The organism is Actinomycetes bacterium, from assembly GCA_035506535.1.
Taxonomy (GTDB): domain Bacteria; phylum Actinomycetota; class Actinomycetes; order DATJPE01; family DATJPE01; genus DATJPE01.
This window is the reverse complement of record DATJPE010000082.1, coordinates 20,294-34,844: the sequence shown is the minus strand read 5'-3', so window position 1 is coordinate 34,844 and position 14,551 is coordinate 20,294. Positions and strand designations below refer to the sequence as shown.

Annotated in this window: 14 protein-coding genes; 8 read left to right on the top strand and 6 right to left on the bottom strand. The window is 67.8% G+C overall.

The window, feature by feature from the left end; all coding sequences use genetic code 11:
- Positions 1-75: 75 nt before the first annotated feature.
- Entirely contained in the window at positions 76-480 is a 405-nt protein-coding gene (locus VMI11_13485; GenBank protein ID HTY73417.1) for a hypothetical protein, read from the bottom strand.
- A 1,722-nt stretch (positions 481-2,202) separates the two neighbouring features.
- Positions 2,203-3,336, bottom strand: a complete 1,134-nt coding sequence (locus VMI11_13480; GenBank protein ID HTY73416.1) for a site-specific integrase — start codon at positions 3,334-3,336, stop codon at positions 2,203-2,205.
- 660 nt (positions 3,337-3,996) lie between these two features.
- Here VMI11_13480 and VMI11_13475 point away from each other — a divergent pair.
- The 6 genes from VMI11_13475 to VMI11_13450 all read left to right on the top strand — a co-directional run bounded on the left by VMI11_13475 (position 3,997) and on the right by VMI11_13450 (position 8,944).
- Positions 3,997-4,947, top strand: coding sequence for an ABC transporter ATP-binding protein (locus VMI11_13475; protein HTY73415.1), 951 nt, complete (start codon positions 3,997-3,999; stop codon positions 4,945-4,947).
- The gene (locus VMI11_13470; GenBank protein ID HTY73414.1) at positions 4,944-5,684 is read left to right on the top strand and encodes an ABC transporter permease; all 741 of its coding nucleotides are present in this window, start codon (positions 4,944-4,946) and stop codon (positions 5,682-5,684) included. The genes VMI11_13475 and VMI11_13470 overlap by 4 nt, the downstream gene beginning before the upstream one ends.
- A 25-nt stretch (positions 5,685-5,709) precedes the next feature.
- Positions 5,710-6,858 carry a histidine kinase gene (locus VMI11_13465; protein HTY73413.1) on the top strand — a complete coding sequence of 383 codons (1,149 nt, stop codon included), beginning with the start codon at positions 5,710-5,712 and terminating at the stop codon, positions 6,856-6,858.
- The gene (locus VMI11_13460; protein ID HTY73412.1) at positions 6,855-7,460 is read left to right on the top strand and encodes a response regulator transcription factor; all 606 of its coding nucleotides are present in this window, start codon (positions 6,855-6,857) and stop codon (positions 7,458-7,460) included. The genes VMI11_13465 and VMI11_13460 overlap by 4 nt, the downstream gene beginning before the upstream one ends.
- A gap of 105 nt (positions 7,461-7,565) precedes the next feature.
- Positions 7,566-8,171, top strand: a complete 606-nt coding sequence (locus VMI11_13455; protein ID HTY73411.1) for a hypothetical protein — start codon at positions 7,566-7,568, stop codon at positions 8,169-8,171.
- 203 nt (positions 8,172-8,374) lie between these two features.
- Positions 8,375-8,944, top strand: coding sequence for a hypothetical protein (locus VMI11_13450; protein HTY73410.1), 570 nt, complete (start codon positions 8,375-8,377; stop codon positions 8,942-8,944).
- 78 nt (positions 8,945-9,022) lie between these two features.
- Here the strand turns inward: VMI11_13450 and VMI11_13445 are convergent, their stop codons facing one another.
- Complete coding sequence (locus VMI11_13445) at positions 9,023-9,454, bottom strand: VOC family protein (GenBank protein HTY73409.1); 432 nt, start codon at positions 9,452-9,454, stop codon at positions 9,023-9,025.
- Between the two features lie 35 nt (positions 9,455-9,489).
- A complete protein-coding gene (locus VMI11_13440; protein ID HTY73408.1) occupies positions 9,490-9,960 on the bottom strand; it encodes a helix-turn-helix transcriptional regulator in 471 nt (156 codons plus the stop codon).
- 26 nt (positions 9,961-9,986) lie between these two features.
- Here VMI11_13440 and VMI11_13435 point away from each other — a divergent pair, with 26 nt between their 5' ends.
- Complete coding sequence (locus VMI11_13435; protein ID HTY73407.1) at positions 9,987-10,646, top strand: hypothetical protein; 660 nt, start codon at positions 9,987-9,989, stop codon at positions 10,644-10,646.
- A 142-nt stretch (positions 10,647-10,788) separates the two neighbouring features.
- Positions 10,789-12,003 carry a DUF222 domain-containing protein gene (locus VMI11_13430; protein HTY73406.1) on the top strand — a complete coding sequence of 405 codons (1,215 nt, stop codon included), beginning with the start codon at positions 10,789-10,791 and terminating at the stop codon, positions 12,001-12,003.
- A gap of 26 nt (positions 12,004-12,029) precedes the next feature.
- On the opposite strand, the gene VMI11_13425 is transcribed toward VMI11_13430, so the two are convergent.
- Both VMI11_13425 and VMI11_13420 read right to left on the bottom strand, forming a co-directional pair.
- Positions 12,030-12,872, bottom strand: a complete 843-nt coding sequence (locus tag VMI11_13425; GenBank protein ID HTY73405.1) for an SDR family oxidoreductase — start codon at positions 12,870-12,872, stop codon at positions 12,030-12,032.
- A gap of 9 nt (positions 12,873-12,881) precedes the next feature.
- Positions 12,882-14,504: a phospholipid carrier-dependent glycosyltransferase gene (locus VMI11_13420; GenBank protein ID HTY73404.1), complete on the bottom strand. Its 1,623-nt coding sequence runs from the start codon at positions 14,502-14,504 to the stop codon at positions 12,882-12,884.
- Positions 14,505-14,551: the final 47 nt, after the last annotated feature.

The following is a 14,551-nucleotide window of genomic DNA, read 5'->3' as shown; positions in this document are numbered from 1 at the left end:
CCGGGGTGCCGTTGACGGCCTGGCTTAGCAATAGCCTCCTCAGATTCGACGAATATTGGTGGGTTGTTAGAACTATCAACTATGCGCGTTGGTGGCTCCAGATATCTGCCAGTTGTGACCATTCCAGGAAACGTAAGAGTGCGCATCACCGCTTGGTTTTGTGTTGTCAAAGTAAACGACGCCAAGGGTATGCCCGCTGTACCAGCCACCGCTGTAGAAGGAAAATGGAGAGACTCGTGAGCCCGAAGTAGTCGTGCAGATGGTCTCCTCGCGCCCTGAGGTGTCTGTGATGACAGTGCCGTCTTGCTCGTCAAAGAGCCGGATACCGCCCACTATAAAGAAGACGCCCTCTCCGGTTCCGGAGGAATTGTCGAACGATGCCTCTTGTGCGGAACTCGGCACTCCATAAACCGTCTGATCTCCGTACGAGGTTGCCTGCGCGCTAACGGCCGGTACGAGGACGGCCAGCATTGCCGTCACGACGACACCGGTAAGCGCCGACAATGACTTGTGAGTTCTCCGGCTTCGTTCGCGAATTCCAGGGTCCATTGGACTTTCTACGCTGATCGAATTTGGTGTCACATTCGCCTCCGGTATCGAATGGTTTTCTGAAGAAACTTGTTGCGTGGCTATGCTGCACAAGCAGAATTCGAGTTATGCGCAGTACTTGTTTTGGATCGGCTGCTTCTTCGTGAAGCGGCGCCCCTTCGAGCGCCACGGCCAGGAGGCTACGCCGAACGGGTGAAACTTGTCACTCAGGCCAAGTGACGAAGGTGGTCGCGTCGGCCAGGCGCAGCGATGATCCTCGGGTGAGGGGGAACTACTCTCGCGGCGGCTCGCCCCGCTCGTGCAGACCGGTACAGATAGACCGGTACAGACAGACCGCACATGTACCGATGACCAGTATGTGACGGTTGGTTCGGGGGCCCTGTCGGCGTCGACCTGGCGGTTGGGCAAGGACTGGCGCCGGATTTGGGCCAGCGGTGTAATCCTGCCTGCGTCAATGTTGGGGTGGGTGCTCTTGCAGTGCCTTCTCTACACGCACACGGCATCCCTGCCACCTGCGAGCTACCGCTATCAGACGCCTGCTTGGGACTGGCTCCGACATGGATTCCGCTACGACCTAGCATCGATTGCATTCTGGACTTGCGTCGCGACGGCAATCGCCATTAGCGCAGCTCAAATTCCCATACGTGGACACCTGCCTTCCCCTAGGTTGGCTTCCGCGATCGCGCTCGCTATCACTGTCGCGCTGGTTCACCGGGACCGGACATCGCCGAGTGGGCGGCTTCCTGGCTGGCCAGCTGGAATCTCTCACGGATGGGAGCACTACCAAGGTTGGCACGAGCGGTCCAACGCGGCGGTGGTGGTGTCAGGTCTGCTGGCGCCGATTGTTGACTTCGGACTGGTCTGGCTCTTGGCATTCACGGCATGCAAGGCGATCACCGGGTCACGAGCGATCGTCCCCGCCCAGGGGGCACCTCCATCTAAGCCTCCGTCTCGGGAGGTTCGCCTCGCCGCTGTCGCCACCACGGCCTTCCTACTTTGGTTGGTGTCAATGGTTGCCACCAACGCAGTGCTCGGGCGTGCCGGTGACGTGCCAGGCTGGCTTGGATGCATGCTTCCCACCTTGGCCATCGGAGCTGCCGGGGCCGGGGCCGCCCTGTATATGCCTGGCGACGGGTTTCGGTGCAGATTGCGAATAGTCGCGGCCGCCGTCGCAACGATTGCGGTGTTGACGTTGTGGCAGTGGCTGTCGTGGCGCGGTCTCGTGCCAACGGGCGCGGACACAGTCCTTGATGGGCATCCGTTCAGCGCACCGCAGTCGGTAGCGGGAACCAGCGGAGCCGCGTTCACCTGGGCGGCGGTTACAACATCAATCCCGGCAGTCGTTGCGTTTCCTTGCTTGGTGTTCTGTGAGTCCCTCAGCGCGAGAATCATGCTGGCGCTCGCGATCCTGCTTGCTGCCAACGGAGTTGATGCAGCTGCCACTTGGGTCGGCATCGCATCGCATCGCGTCGCTGAGGCGAACCCCGTTGTTCGTCTTGTGGGCTTCGGTGCCAAGCTAGCGGTGGTTACTGTCGGGGCCCTCCTCATATGGCGCCATCGTCCGCGGCTGCTGTGGCCCCTAGCGCTCGTCCTACTTTGCGTTGTCGCGTATCACGCGGCCGGCCTCGTCATCGGACGCTGACAGCGCGCCGGTCAGACAGCGCCCCTGCGCATCGCGTCCAACACGGTGACGGCCGCTTGGTCGGCGTTAGGGAGCGTGTGCAGGTATTTCTGAGTCGTGGTGATGCTTGAGTGCCCCATGCGTTCTTTGACGATCTGGATGTCGGCTCCGCCGGCGAGCAGCCAGGAGGCGTGGGCGTGTCGGAGGTCGTGAAAGCGGACGTGGAACCCGACACCGGCGGCTCGAAGTGCGGGAGTCCAGACTTGTTGACGGAACCAGGCGCGGGGGATGTGGCCGTCGGTGTCCAAAGTTCGGGGTCGCCTCGGCTGGTCCTTGCCGTCGGCGCGGCGTTGGGCTCGGTAGGCGGCGACTGCGTCTTTGCAGTACTGGCAGCGGCATCTCCCGGCGCTGTAGGCGGAGAGGGTGCCGTGCAGGTAGCAGCGACCCAACTCGTTCGGAGCGGTCACGCCCAAAGTGACGGGGTCGGGCAGAGTCTCGGGTCGGCGCCGGCGAGCGGCTCCGACGGGATGGGGCGCGCGGAACAGCAGGTCGTCGTCTCCGAGGGGCGCCGCGTGAGCTTCGAGCTGTCGCGCGATGTGAGTGGAGAGGGTGAGGGCCCGCCATTCGGTGTCCTTGGGGTAGGCCTTGACGAAGAAACGCTGGCCGTCAGGGGTGAACCGGGACGCGAGTTCCCCTGCGACCCGTGAGACCGTGAGCACTCGTGTGTCCCAGTCGATGTCACCTTTGCGCAACTCGATGAGCTCGCCCCAGCGCAGCCCCGTCTCGATGTCGGTCTCCACCAGCAGCTGCAACTCACGTGACGGCAGCGCGGCGAGCAGGTCGGCGAACTGCTCCGGGGTGATGATCCGCCGGCGTTTCGTGGCAACCGCTGGGGTCTTCACGCCCATGCACGGGTGCAGGAAAGTGATCTGGTCGTTGAGGGCGGTGGTGAAGACCGCGGAGAGCACGGTCATCGCGTAGCGGATCGTGGGCGGCTTCACCCCAGCGGCTTGCAAGCCAGTTACCCACTCGCGGACATCGCCCGGCATGACGTCGACCATCCGGAACTCACCGAAGAACGGCAGCACGTTCCGCTCAAGGCAGTAGGTGTAGTTCTGGCGGGTGCTCAGCTCGATCACATGGTTCGGAAACCACTCCTCGCGCACGTATCGCTCGAAGGTGAGCCGGCCGCGCTGGCTCTGGCCACCACGGCCCTCGGCGACCCGGGCTTCGGCCTGCTGCCACGCCTTGTCCGCGGCCTTCTGACTGGGGAAGGTCCCAGCGGAGCGGCGGCGACCCCGGCCATCGTCGTAGTAGGCAGTGAAGCGGGGCTGACCGTCTCGGCCGCGCCGTCTGCGTGAGTGGCCCAGGGCGGCTCACCTCCAGTCCCGCGCGCCTTGCTCCGGGTCGAGTGTAGGCGTCCTTGACCCTCATTTGACCCTCGCCGGGTGAGATGGTGCGAGGCGACACGAAGCAACACTGGACATCTCTGAGCGGCCATTTATGAAGTCATTACAAGGGTTCTGACCTTAGCGACATCGGGGCTCGCGACGGCGGGAGGTGTCCGTTTTACCGTTCGCATCGAGGGGGTCAGGGGTTCAAATCCCCTCAGCTCCACAAGTGTGATGTCTCGCGACATCGGTGCCACCTGTGTCGCGTCATAGTGCACACCTTGAGGTCTTGGGGCTGGCAGCCGCGCGCCCGACATCCGCAGGTGCGGTCCAGCAGCCGCAACGGCCGATCTGGCGTCTCCATGACAGATGTCATGACGTGATCAGGACGCCTCGCACTTAGCAGATCGCGGCTCGCCGACCAGTCTCGTGGGCATGACAGCCATGCATGCGCCCGTGATCGCCCTTCGTGACGTACGGAAGGCGTACGGCGGCTCGAAAGCCGTCGACGGCATCGACCTGACGATCGCGCCCGGAGAGGTCGTAGCCCTTCTCGGCCCGAACGGCGCCGGCAAGTCGACGACCCTGGACATCGTGCTCGGCCTGGGTAGAGCCGACTCCGGTGCGGTGGAGCTGTTCGGCGGGTCCCCAGCCGAGGCGATCGCGGCCGGCAAGGTCGGAGCCATGCTCCAGACCGGTGGTCTCATCATGAACACGACGGTCCGTGAGCTGATCGGGGTCATGGCGTCGCTGTACTCGCGGCCGCGCGAGGTGGACCGAGTCCTCGAGCTCACCGGCCTGGCAGAGGTCGCGGACAAGCAGGCGAACAAGCTGTCGGGCGGCCAGACCCAACGGGTCAGGTTCGCGATCGCGATGGTCAGTGACCCGGACCTGCTCATCCTGGACGAGCCCACCGCCGCACTCGACGTACAGGCCCGTCACGCCTTCTGGGATGCAATCAGGGGATATGCCGCCGAGGGGCGGACGGTTGTCTTCGCCACTCACTACCTCGAAGAAGCCGACGAGTTCGCGGATCGCATCGTGCTGATGGCACAGGGGAGGATCGTCGCAGATGGGTCGGCGACCGAGGTGAAATCGATCGTCGACGTCCGGACGATCCGCGCCACCCTTCCCGACATCGAACCGTCCGAGCTGCTGAAGCTCCCGGGCGTCACGGGTGCTGACCGACGCGGCGACTCGATCGTTCTCGCGTGCAGCAACTCCGACGAAGCCCTGCGCGCGCTGCTCCCGAGATATCAGCAGCTGCGCGACATCGAGGTTCGAGGCGGCGGCCTCGACGAGGCCTTCCGGCAGCTGGTTGGCGACGGTGCCGAATCGGTACGGCCCACCGGGTCTTCGGCCCCTGACAGCGAGGTGTCGGCGTGATCACGGCGACGTATGTTCGCTTCGAGGTGCTACGGAGCTACCGCAACTGGCGATTCTTCGCGTTCTCCTTGGCGTTTCCGTTGATCCTGTACGTCATCACGGTGAGTGCCAACCGGGACGCCAAGGACTTCGCCGGAACCGGGATTCCCCTCGTGTTGTACTCCATGGTGGGAATGGTGGCCTGGGGCTCGATGACAGCGACCATCGCCGGCGGCGCGCGGATAGCCGCTGAGCGGGCCGTCGGCTGGGTGCGCCAGCTGCGCTTGACGCCGCTGAGCGTGCGGACGTACTTCGGGGCGAAGGTGCTCAGCGGCTACGCGGTGGCGGTGACCAGCATCGTCCTCCTCTACACGGCTGGCATCGCCTTCGGCGTAACGCTCTCACTCGGGTCATGGGTACGAATGACCCTGCTGATCCTCCTCGGCCTCGTCCCCTTCGCTGCCATGGGCATCTGGTTCGGGCACGTGCTCACGATCGATTCGATGGGGCCGGCCCTCGGCGGAACCTCGGCACTGTTCGCGTTGCTCGGCGGTGCGTGGGGACCGGTCGGCGGTGACACCGGATGGCTGCATGACGCGGTTCAGCTGTTGCCGTCGTACTGGCTGGTACAGGCGGGGCAGTCGGCGTACACGCAGGAGTGGTGGCCGTTGAAGGCTTGGCTCGTGCTGGCCGTATGGACGGTTGTCCTGGCCAGGCTCGCCCGGCGGGCCTACGTTCGCGACACCCTTCGGATCTGACATGTCCCCGACGTACCCTGCCACCGTGGCTCGTGCTTGGTATCAGCTGCCGTCCGGGACCGTTGATCGGGGCGCTTCCCGCCGCCCCGGCTGGCGCGTCGGGATCGTCTTCGCGGCGGTGTGGCTGGTGTTCCTCGTGCAGCCGCTGCAGGACATCGTCGACAGCGGACAGTCGATCTGGTTGAGGGGTCTGGGCGTCGCGCTCCTCGGCGCCTTCGCCCTGATCTACCTGATCGGGGTCTCCGGACCGTTCCGGCTCAATCGTCATCCGCGTGCCTGGGTGTTCCCGCTGGCCATGTTCGTCATCGCGCTGGCGATCCTGCCGTTGGCTGGACAGTCGGGTCTCAACACGCTGGTGTTCGTCGGAGTCGCTGCACAGGCGGCGCTCCCCGTGGACCGAGCTATCCCGGCATCGCTCCTCCTCGTCGTGATCGCGGTCGCGCTGACGCTGGTCGTGCCAGGGTGGACCGACCCCGCCAACCAAGCGTTCTCGATCCTGGCCGCCTCGATGGCCATGTTCGGAGTCGTCCGGATGGCTGAGCGCAACCGCGCCCTGGTGGCCGCGCAGGAGGAGGATGCGCGACTGGTCGTCCTCGAGGAACGCGAGCGGATGGCTCGCGACCTGCACGACATCCTTGGCCACAGCCTCACCGTCATCACCAAGAAGGCTGAGCTCGCCCGACGTCTCACCTCCATCGACCCTCAGCGGGCGGCAACCGAGATCGCGGATGTCGAGCGCCTCGCGCGGGAAGCGTTGCGAGACATTCGGGCGACGGTGACCGGGTCACGCGAGGTCTCGCTGGCCAGTGAGCTCGCGTCGGCGCGCAGCGCTCTGGACAGCGCGGGCATCGCCGCGCGCCTGCCCGACCCCGACACGACGGTGGCGGTGCCTCCCGAGTCGCAGCGTCTCTTCGGGTTCGCCGTCCGCGAGGGGGTCACGAACGTGCTCCGGCACAGCGGCGCCCGTTCCTGCACCGTGGTCATCACACCGGAGACCCTGGAGGTGTCTGACGACGGGCGCGGGTCGGTCGGTGCCGGCACCGACGGGACCGGCCTTCGCGGTCTGCGGGAACGGGTCGCCCAGGCCGGGGGGCGGCTGTTGACCGACTCGCCACCCGCCGGTGGATTCCGACTCCTGGTCGACCTCGGTCGGCGGGCCCCGGACCCTGCGTGATCAGGCTCCTGCTCGCCGACGACCAGCATCTCGTGCGCGGTGCTCTTTCCGCACTGCTCTCCCTCGAGGCCGATCTCGAGGTCGTGGCCGAGGTCGGTCGCGGCGATGAGGTCGTGTCGGCAGCTCTCGAGACTCACCCGGACGTGGCCCTTCTCGATGTCGAGATGCCTGGCTTGGACGGCATCTCCGCGACCGCTCGACTCCGTCAGTCGCTCCCGAGCACTCGTGTCCTGGTCGTGACAACGTTCGGTCGGCCCGGCTACCTGCGTCGGGCGATGGAGGCTGGGGCCACTGGCTTCATGGTCAAGGACACACCTGCAGACCAGTTGGCCGACGCGATCCGACGGGTGCACGCAGGACTGCGAGTCGTCGACCCCGCGCTCGCCGCCGAAACCCTCGCGACCGGCGACAACCCGTTGACGGCTAGGGAACGCGAGGTGCTGCAGGTGGCCCGGGATGGCGGCACCGTGGCAGACATCGCCAGCGCGCTCGTGCTGTCCGAGGGAACGGTGCGAAACCACCTGTCCTCGGCGATCGGCAAGACAGGCGCGCGCACGCGGGCGGAGGCCGTCCGGGTGGCGGAGGACCGTGGCTGGCTCTAGCCCTTGCGTCGCCAGACGCGCAGGCCGCGTAACCAATTGTCACGGAAGTGTTCAGCAGGCTCTTTCGCTGATACCTGCCCGACGTCAGGTGGTTAGGTGACTCACGTGGATGACCTCGAGCTGCCCTTCGGGTACGCGTTCGGTCTCGATGAGAGCTTCACCGGGAAGAGGTGGCTGGAATCAACTAGCTATCGGCCGAACACTCGGTTGATCGAGTACGCGGTTCTTCGTCACGAGGACGGCACCGGCTGGGTCCAGATCGCGACCGCGTTTCATCGCGAGAGGTTCCCCACGGGGCCGCACGGGGGACTGGGAGAGATTACGAGCCTCCATAGCTTCACGATGGGCGCGGGCGCAGCCATGGACTTCTTGGGGCTGCCTCACGATGAGTTGGACAAGATGAGAGAGCAGGAGCGACGCGTACGGTCCGGGGAGGAGCCGGAGTCGGCATCGGGGTGGCACACGAGGAGTTTCGTGATCGATGGGTGCCGACGTGAGTTCCTGTACATGGATCTGGCGCCTGACGTCTGGGCGTCGACGGTCGAGTTCGGGTCGATGTACGTCGGGCTCAGCGGGGGTGGCATCAAGGCGTCCGACCACGAGATCCAACGAGTCGAGCTATCCGGGTACCGAACGTATGGTTCTCGGCGCATTGGCATCAGAGTGAGTTCGTTGACTCGGCTTTGGAAGAGGGGCACTAGCACGGGCTAGCGGATGGGGGGCAAAGTGCCGCATCGTCCACCAGAGCCCTCGCCGGTCGATACTCTGTTTCACGCTGGCGCGATGACCCGTGAAGCTCCGACACTGGGCTGGCTGTAGGCAGGGGACATGCCGAGGACGTGCCGACGCCCACTCCAAGCTCATGCGCGGACTGGCTCCCGAGTGGCCGGCTCCTTGATGGCGGAGCAGGTTCGATGACGGCTCACTCCGGCAGCTTGAGGGACCTCGTCGGAACCGTCCCTCGATGGCTCGGCGCTCTGATCGCCTACCTGGTGCTCGTCATGGGCCTGACCGCATGGGAATACATCGTCTACCTGACACCGTCGGCCGACGCGAGCTTCGCCGGGATCTGGCTGTTCATCGCGGCCCCGCAGGCCGCGGTCCCCGTTGCGGTCCTGATGCCGAGTCTGGTGGGCGGAGCCTTCCTTCTGGCTTTCTTGATCGTCCTTCTTCTTGAATTCGCGGCTGTTGTTGGTATCGGTCTCAGATTCGCGCGTCGAGGTACGCCGCGAGAGGTCGTCCCGGAGGACGGCCAAGGCCGGACGTCGTCCCCAGTCGATCATCTGCCCGGCATAGCACTGCTGCTGGGCGGTCTCTCTCTGGCTTGCGTGCTGCTGTTCCTGTCTCCGTGGCTGTGCGTGGCAGCGGGTGTGGTGGTCGCGGCCCTTGGCCTGCTCGGAGCGGTTCCTCGAAGGTTCCGGACGTGGACGCTGACGTGCGGGGTGGTCATGCTGGCGGCAGGCATCTACTTCTCTGTGGGGTAGCGCGTCCTTCCGGCCCGACGCAAGGATCTTCCGCGATGGGTGACCCCACGTCCTGCCGGTCACTGGGGAGCGGGGCTGTCACAGACGCCCGAGGTCGTCGCGGAGCTGGCCGATCCGCAGGTTGTTTCCGGACGGGTCGCGGAAGCCGGTGTCGATCCCGTAGGGCTGCTCCTCGGGCTCGCCGAAGAACTCGACGCCGCGCGACTTCATGTCCTCGTAGGCCTTCCAGCAGTCGTCGGTCGTGAGGAACACGGTGCCGGCGAAGCCCTTGCCCATGAGGGTTCGCACGTCCTCCCTCGTCGCCTCGTCCATGACGGGCGGACTCGGGATCGCCATCAGCACGATGGCCACGTCGTCCTGGCCGACCGGGCCCACGGTCAGCCATCGGAAGTTCCCGAGCTCTGGGAACGTCACGTCCATGCGCACCTCGAAGCCGACCTTGCGCGTGTAGAAGTCGAGCGCGACGTCCTGGTCGTGCACCCACAGCTGCGCCGTCGAGATCCTGATCACCCTGTGCCTCCTTGGTGGCGTCACTTGCCGGAAGGCTAGGCGGGCGTGAGGACCCTGGTCTTCTCCTGGTGTGCTGTCTCCTCCGGCGAAAGGGCGCGGGTCGTGCCGACCGGCGCCGGACGGCCGTACGCCCGCAGGACGCACGTCGGCAGCCTCGCGTGGGTCACCGCCGGCGGGTACGTCGCGCGGTAGGCCGTCGGCGGCATCCCGTATGTCCGCGTGAACGACGACGTGAACGAGCCCACGCTCGCGAGTCCCACCGCCATGCAGATCTCGGCCACGGAGCGGTCGGTGTTGCGCAGCAGGGCGGCGGCGCGTTCCAGCCGTCGAGTCAGCAGGTAGGTATGCGGCGACTCGCCGAACCAGCGCCGGAACTCCCGACTGAAGTGCGCGCGCGACAGCCCGGCCGCCCGGGCCAGGTCGTCGACGCCCAGCGGCTCGAAGAAGCGCGCGTCGGCGAGATCCTTGGCCCGCATCAGATGACGGACGGGCGGGACCGCTGCCATGGGATGGAGTGTCGCAGACTAGGGGCATGGCGACGTGGCCGGCGACCGACCCCGACCCCGGGCTGGTCGACGTACCCGCCGACTCGAGGTGGGAACCGGCGGACTGGGCGGACGGGGTCCGGGTCGACGACGACGTCGAGGTGCTGGCCGGCAGCCCCCGCACCGGCATGAGCCGACGGCTTCGTGTGGTCACCTCGCTGGTCGCGGTGCTGGCACTGGTCCTGTCCTCAGGGGCGCTCTGGGCACAGCGCCACGAGCGCTCCCGCGAGTACGCGGCGCTGATCTCGTGCATCGGCTCGGCGCAGGGCGCGGTGTCCACGGCAGCCCTGGCGACGATCGGGGCACGTTCGGACCCGACGGCCCCGGTCAGCACGGACCGGGTGCTCTCCTCGTCGCTGGTCCGGCGAGCCGCCGCGTCCGGCGCGGCCGACGTGCGCAAGGCGCAGCGGGCGTGCTCGCGCCTGCGGGTGATGCCGTGGAACCGCGGCCTCGTACGAGCCAAGCAGGCCTATGTCGCCTATGTCGCGCGCGACCTGGCCTGGCTCGAGGCGGTGCGGCGAGAAGGCGCCCTGGTCACCGACCCCGGACTCATCACGTACTTCGAGCGGGCGATCCGGCTCGTACGCGCCGCCGCCCCGGACGCGCAGTGGCGGACGAAGGCCTCGCAGGACCTGCCTCTCGGCTAGACCCGCGCGGGCGTTCTCCGCCGGCGCGCGGCGTCCGGCCAGACCGGCCGAATCTGTTTCCACAGCCTGGGATCTGGGGCTTGGGTCTGTCGGTGGGCTCCCCTACTGTTCATACAGACGTTCGAATACCGGGGGAGTCGTGATGCAGGTCCTCAACGAGCTGGCGGCTATCACCGACCGGCTCGCCGCCCTGGATGTGGCGGCGATGTCGGGCAGTGAGGCGCAGGAGCTCGCCGCGGGGATCGGGGGTGTGATGAGCCGCCTGGCCGGGGTACGTGCGGCCGCCCTGGCCAACGTGTCCTCCTCGGGGTCGTGGGCGCTGGACGGCTCCCGCTCGATGCCGGCCGCGCTGGCGCGCAGCGAGGACACCACGCTCGGCACCCAGCGCGGCGACCTGGCCTTCGCCGAGACCCTGCGCGAGCACCTGCCGCTGACCGCCGCCGCGCTGTGCGCGGGTCGGCTCTCCCTGGACAAGGCCAAGCTGCTCGCCCGGCACGCCCCGACCTCCCCCGCGCGCATCGCCGCTCTCGAGGACCCCGAGACCGGGGAGGCGTTCCTGCTCGACAAGGCCGCCGAGCTGGACTGCTGGGCATTCTCGCGCGCGCTGCGGTACTGGGGCTACCGCGTCGATCCCGACGCCGACGACCGCAGCTACGCCGCGCGTGAGCGCAGCCGGGACGGGTACTGGCTGGAGCTCGCGGACACCACCGACGGCACCGACATCAGTGGCTTCGTCTCGCACGAGAGCGGTGAGCTGCTGCGCACCGCCCTGCGTGCCATCACCGGCGTTCCGGACGCCGGCGACACCCGCACCCCGCGTCGTCGTGCCGCCGACGCGCTGACCGCGATGGCCCGCTTCGCCCTCGACAGCGGGCAGCACGCCCGCGACGCGGTCGTGCGCCCCCACCTGAACGTCACCGTCGACTACCCCACCCTGGTCGCCGCTGCGCACGCCGCCGGCGTCGACCCCGCCACCCTCACCAACACCCAGACCCCGATCCCCAGAGTGGTGCTGGACCGCATCGCCTGCGACGCCGAGGTCACGCGCATCGTCTTCGGCCCCGCCAGCGAGCCGCTCGACGTCGGGCGCGCCCGTCGCACCGTCACCCCGCAGCAGCGGCGCGCTGTGATCGCCCGGGACGAGCACTGCACCTACCCCGGCTGCCACGCCCCGCCAAGGATGTGCGAGGTGCACCACGTCATCCCCTGGGCGCTGGGCGGACCGACCTCGGTCGCGAACTCGATCCTGCTCTGCTGGGCCCACCACGACCACGCCCACGCCCAGGACCTGACCATCACTCGATCCGGTGACCAGTGGCGCTTCAGGCGCCCCGAACGATCACCGCTGCGACGGTGACCCGCCCGCAGCGGTCCAGCGGCCGGTCAGCCGCGCGCGACGACCTCGACGAAGGGGGTCGCCGGGCGGCCGAGCACGCGCGGGATCGCATCGGTGACCTCCGCCATCTCGCCGGCGGCGATGGCGACGTACATGCTCACCCACGCGTCCACCTGCCACGCCGGGGCGGCGTACCTGGCACGCGAGGCGTACGCCTCCTCCAGGGTCTCGTCCTGATAGCTGATCGGGCGACCCACGGCGCCGGAGAGCAGGTGCCCGATCTCGTCGAAGGACAGCGCTTCCGGTCCGGTGAGGCCGTACGTCGTCCCGTCGTGACGGCCGACGTCGAGCAGGACCCGCGCCGCGACGGCGCCCACGTCATCGCGCGCGACCACCGAGACCCGACCATCCCCGCCGGGACCGCGGATGACGCCGTCCTCGCCGACCATGAGAGGCAAGAAGTCCGCGTAGAGGTTGTTCCGCAGGAACGTCCAGCCCAGTCTGCTCGCCCTGATGTGCTCCTCGGTGGCCCAGTGGTCGCGGGCCAGGGTGAAGGTGGCATTAGGTGCCGCCCCGAAGTACGACGTGTAGACGATGCGCCGGACGCCCGCGGCCACCGCGGCGTCGACGCAGCGCAGGTGCTGCGCGAGGCGGTCGGGGTTCTCCTCGCCCGAGACCATGAAGAGCGTCTCGACGCCGCCGAACGCCGACCGCATGGCCTCGGCGTCGTCGTAGGACGCGACGGCCACTTCGGCACCCGGGAGCCTCGGCGCCCGGGAGGAGTCCCGGACCACCAGCCGCTGGGCAGCCCCGGCCGCTGCGAGGGCTCTCGCGACCCGTCCGCCGATCTGGCCGGTGGCTCCGGTGACGGCGTACGGCGGTGCCGGCATGAGTGCCCCCTAGATCCAGCTGCGGAACCACATGAGGTGGTTCCAGTGGACCCGCGTGATCAGCTCTCCCGTCCACACCGGGAAGAGGATGTGGGAGACCACGAGGACGACCAGAACCCAGCTGCCGGCGACGGCCGCTCCGATCGTGCGCCGCATCGGCGAGGCACGGGCGGGACCGATGACCGACGCGAGCGCGATGACGCAGGCGAGCACGACGTAGGGCACGAAGATGACGGCGTACGTCGTGAACGTCGTGCGCTTGAGGTTCCAGAACCACGGCAGCCACCCGGCCGCGAGGCCCATGAGGGTGGCGCCGGCCCGCCAGTCCCACCGGCTCAGCAGCAGCCACACGCACCAGAGGAAGGCCACGCAGCCGGTCCACCAGATGATCGGGTTGCCGAGGGAGACGATGTCGGCGGCGCAGTCGATCGAGGGGTTCCACGGGCACTTCGGGTAGACCGCGTACATCTGCGTCGGCCGCGCCATGATGATCCACTTGCCGGGGCCGGCCTCGTAGGCGTGCGGGGTGTAGAGGTGGTCGTGGAAGTTCAGCGTCACCGCGTGCCAGTGCCACCAGCTACGGATCACGTCCGGAATCCACGGGTACTTCGTCTGCGCCCCGGCCGTCGCCGCCCAGTCGCGCAGGTAGGCACCCTTGTTGACGAACCACCCGGTGTAGCTGACGGTGTAGACGACGAAGGCGAGGGGGAAGAACGACCCGACGTTGGCCAGCAGGTCCTTGCTCCCGCTCGCGAGCGTCGGGTGCGCGATCCCCGCGGCGCGACGCGCCGACCGGTCCCAGAGCCACGACATCGCGGCGAAACCGACCAGGTAATAGACGCCGCTCCACTTGGTGGCGCAGGCGCAGCCGAGGAAGAACGCCGCCAGCAGCCGCCAGGGACGTACGCCGAGCCCGGGGCCGAGCGCGTCGCGTGGCGGCGGCCCCGGCTCCGACGTACTGGCCATCGTCGCCAGCGACCAGTCGAGCAGCCGGGCGCGTACCCGGTCCCGGTCGAGGACCAGGCAGGCGAAGGCGAAGAGGACGAACGCCATGAGGAAGATGTCGAGCATCGACACCCGGCTCATCACGATGGCCAGCCCGTCCAGCGCCAGCAGCAGCCCGGCGGCGGTCCCGAGCAGGTCCGAGCGGAACATGCGGCGGGCCGTCCGCGAGAGGACGAGCACGCTGACCGTGCCGAAGACGACCGACATGATCCGGTAGCCGAACGGGGTGATCCCCCAGAACAGCTCCCCGACGGCGATCACCCACTTGCCGAGCGGGGGGTGGACCGCCCACTCGGGCGAGGTGCCGAAGATGTGGCCGTTGCCGGACAAGAAGATGTTGTCGGCGTTGGCGACCGGCTGCCGCTCGTAGCCGAAGTGCAGCAGGGACCAGGCGTCCTTGGCGTAGTACGTCTCGTCGAAGGCGAACGCGCGCGGCGAGGAGATGTGCCAGATCCGCAGGAAGAACGCCAGCGCGGTCACCGCGAGCGGCCCGATCCAGCCCCGGATGCCCCGCGAGGGGAAGGGCGGGCTCAGCCGGTCGCGCAGGTCCTCGGCATGCGCGGTGACCTCGGCCGAGGGCGGTACCGGGGGCGGCGACCCCGTGGGTCGCTCGAGCGTCGCCGTCACGCCGAGCATCGTAAGCCGCCGCCGCCACCGGCCCCGCGTCGCGACCC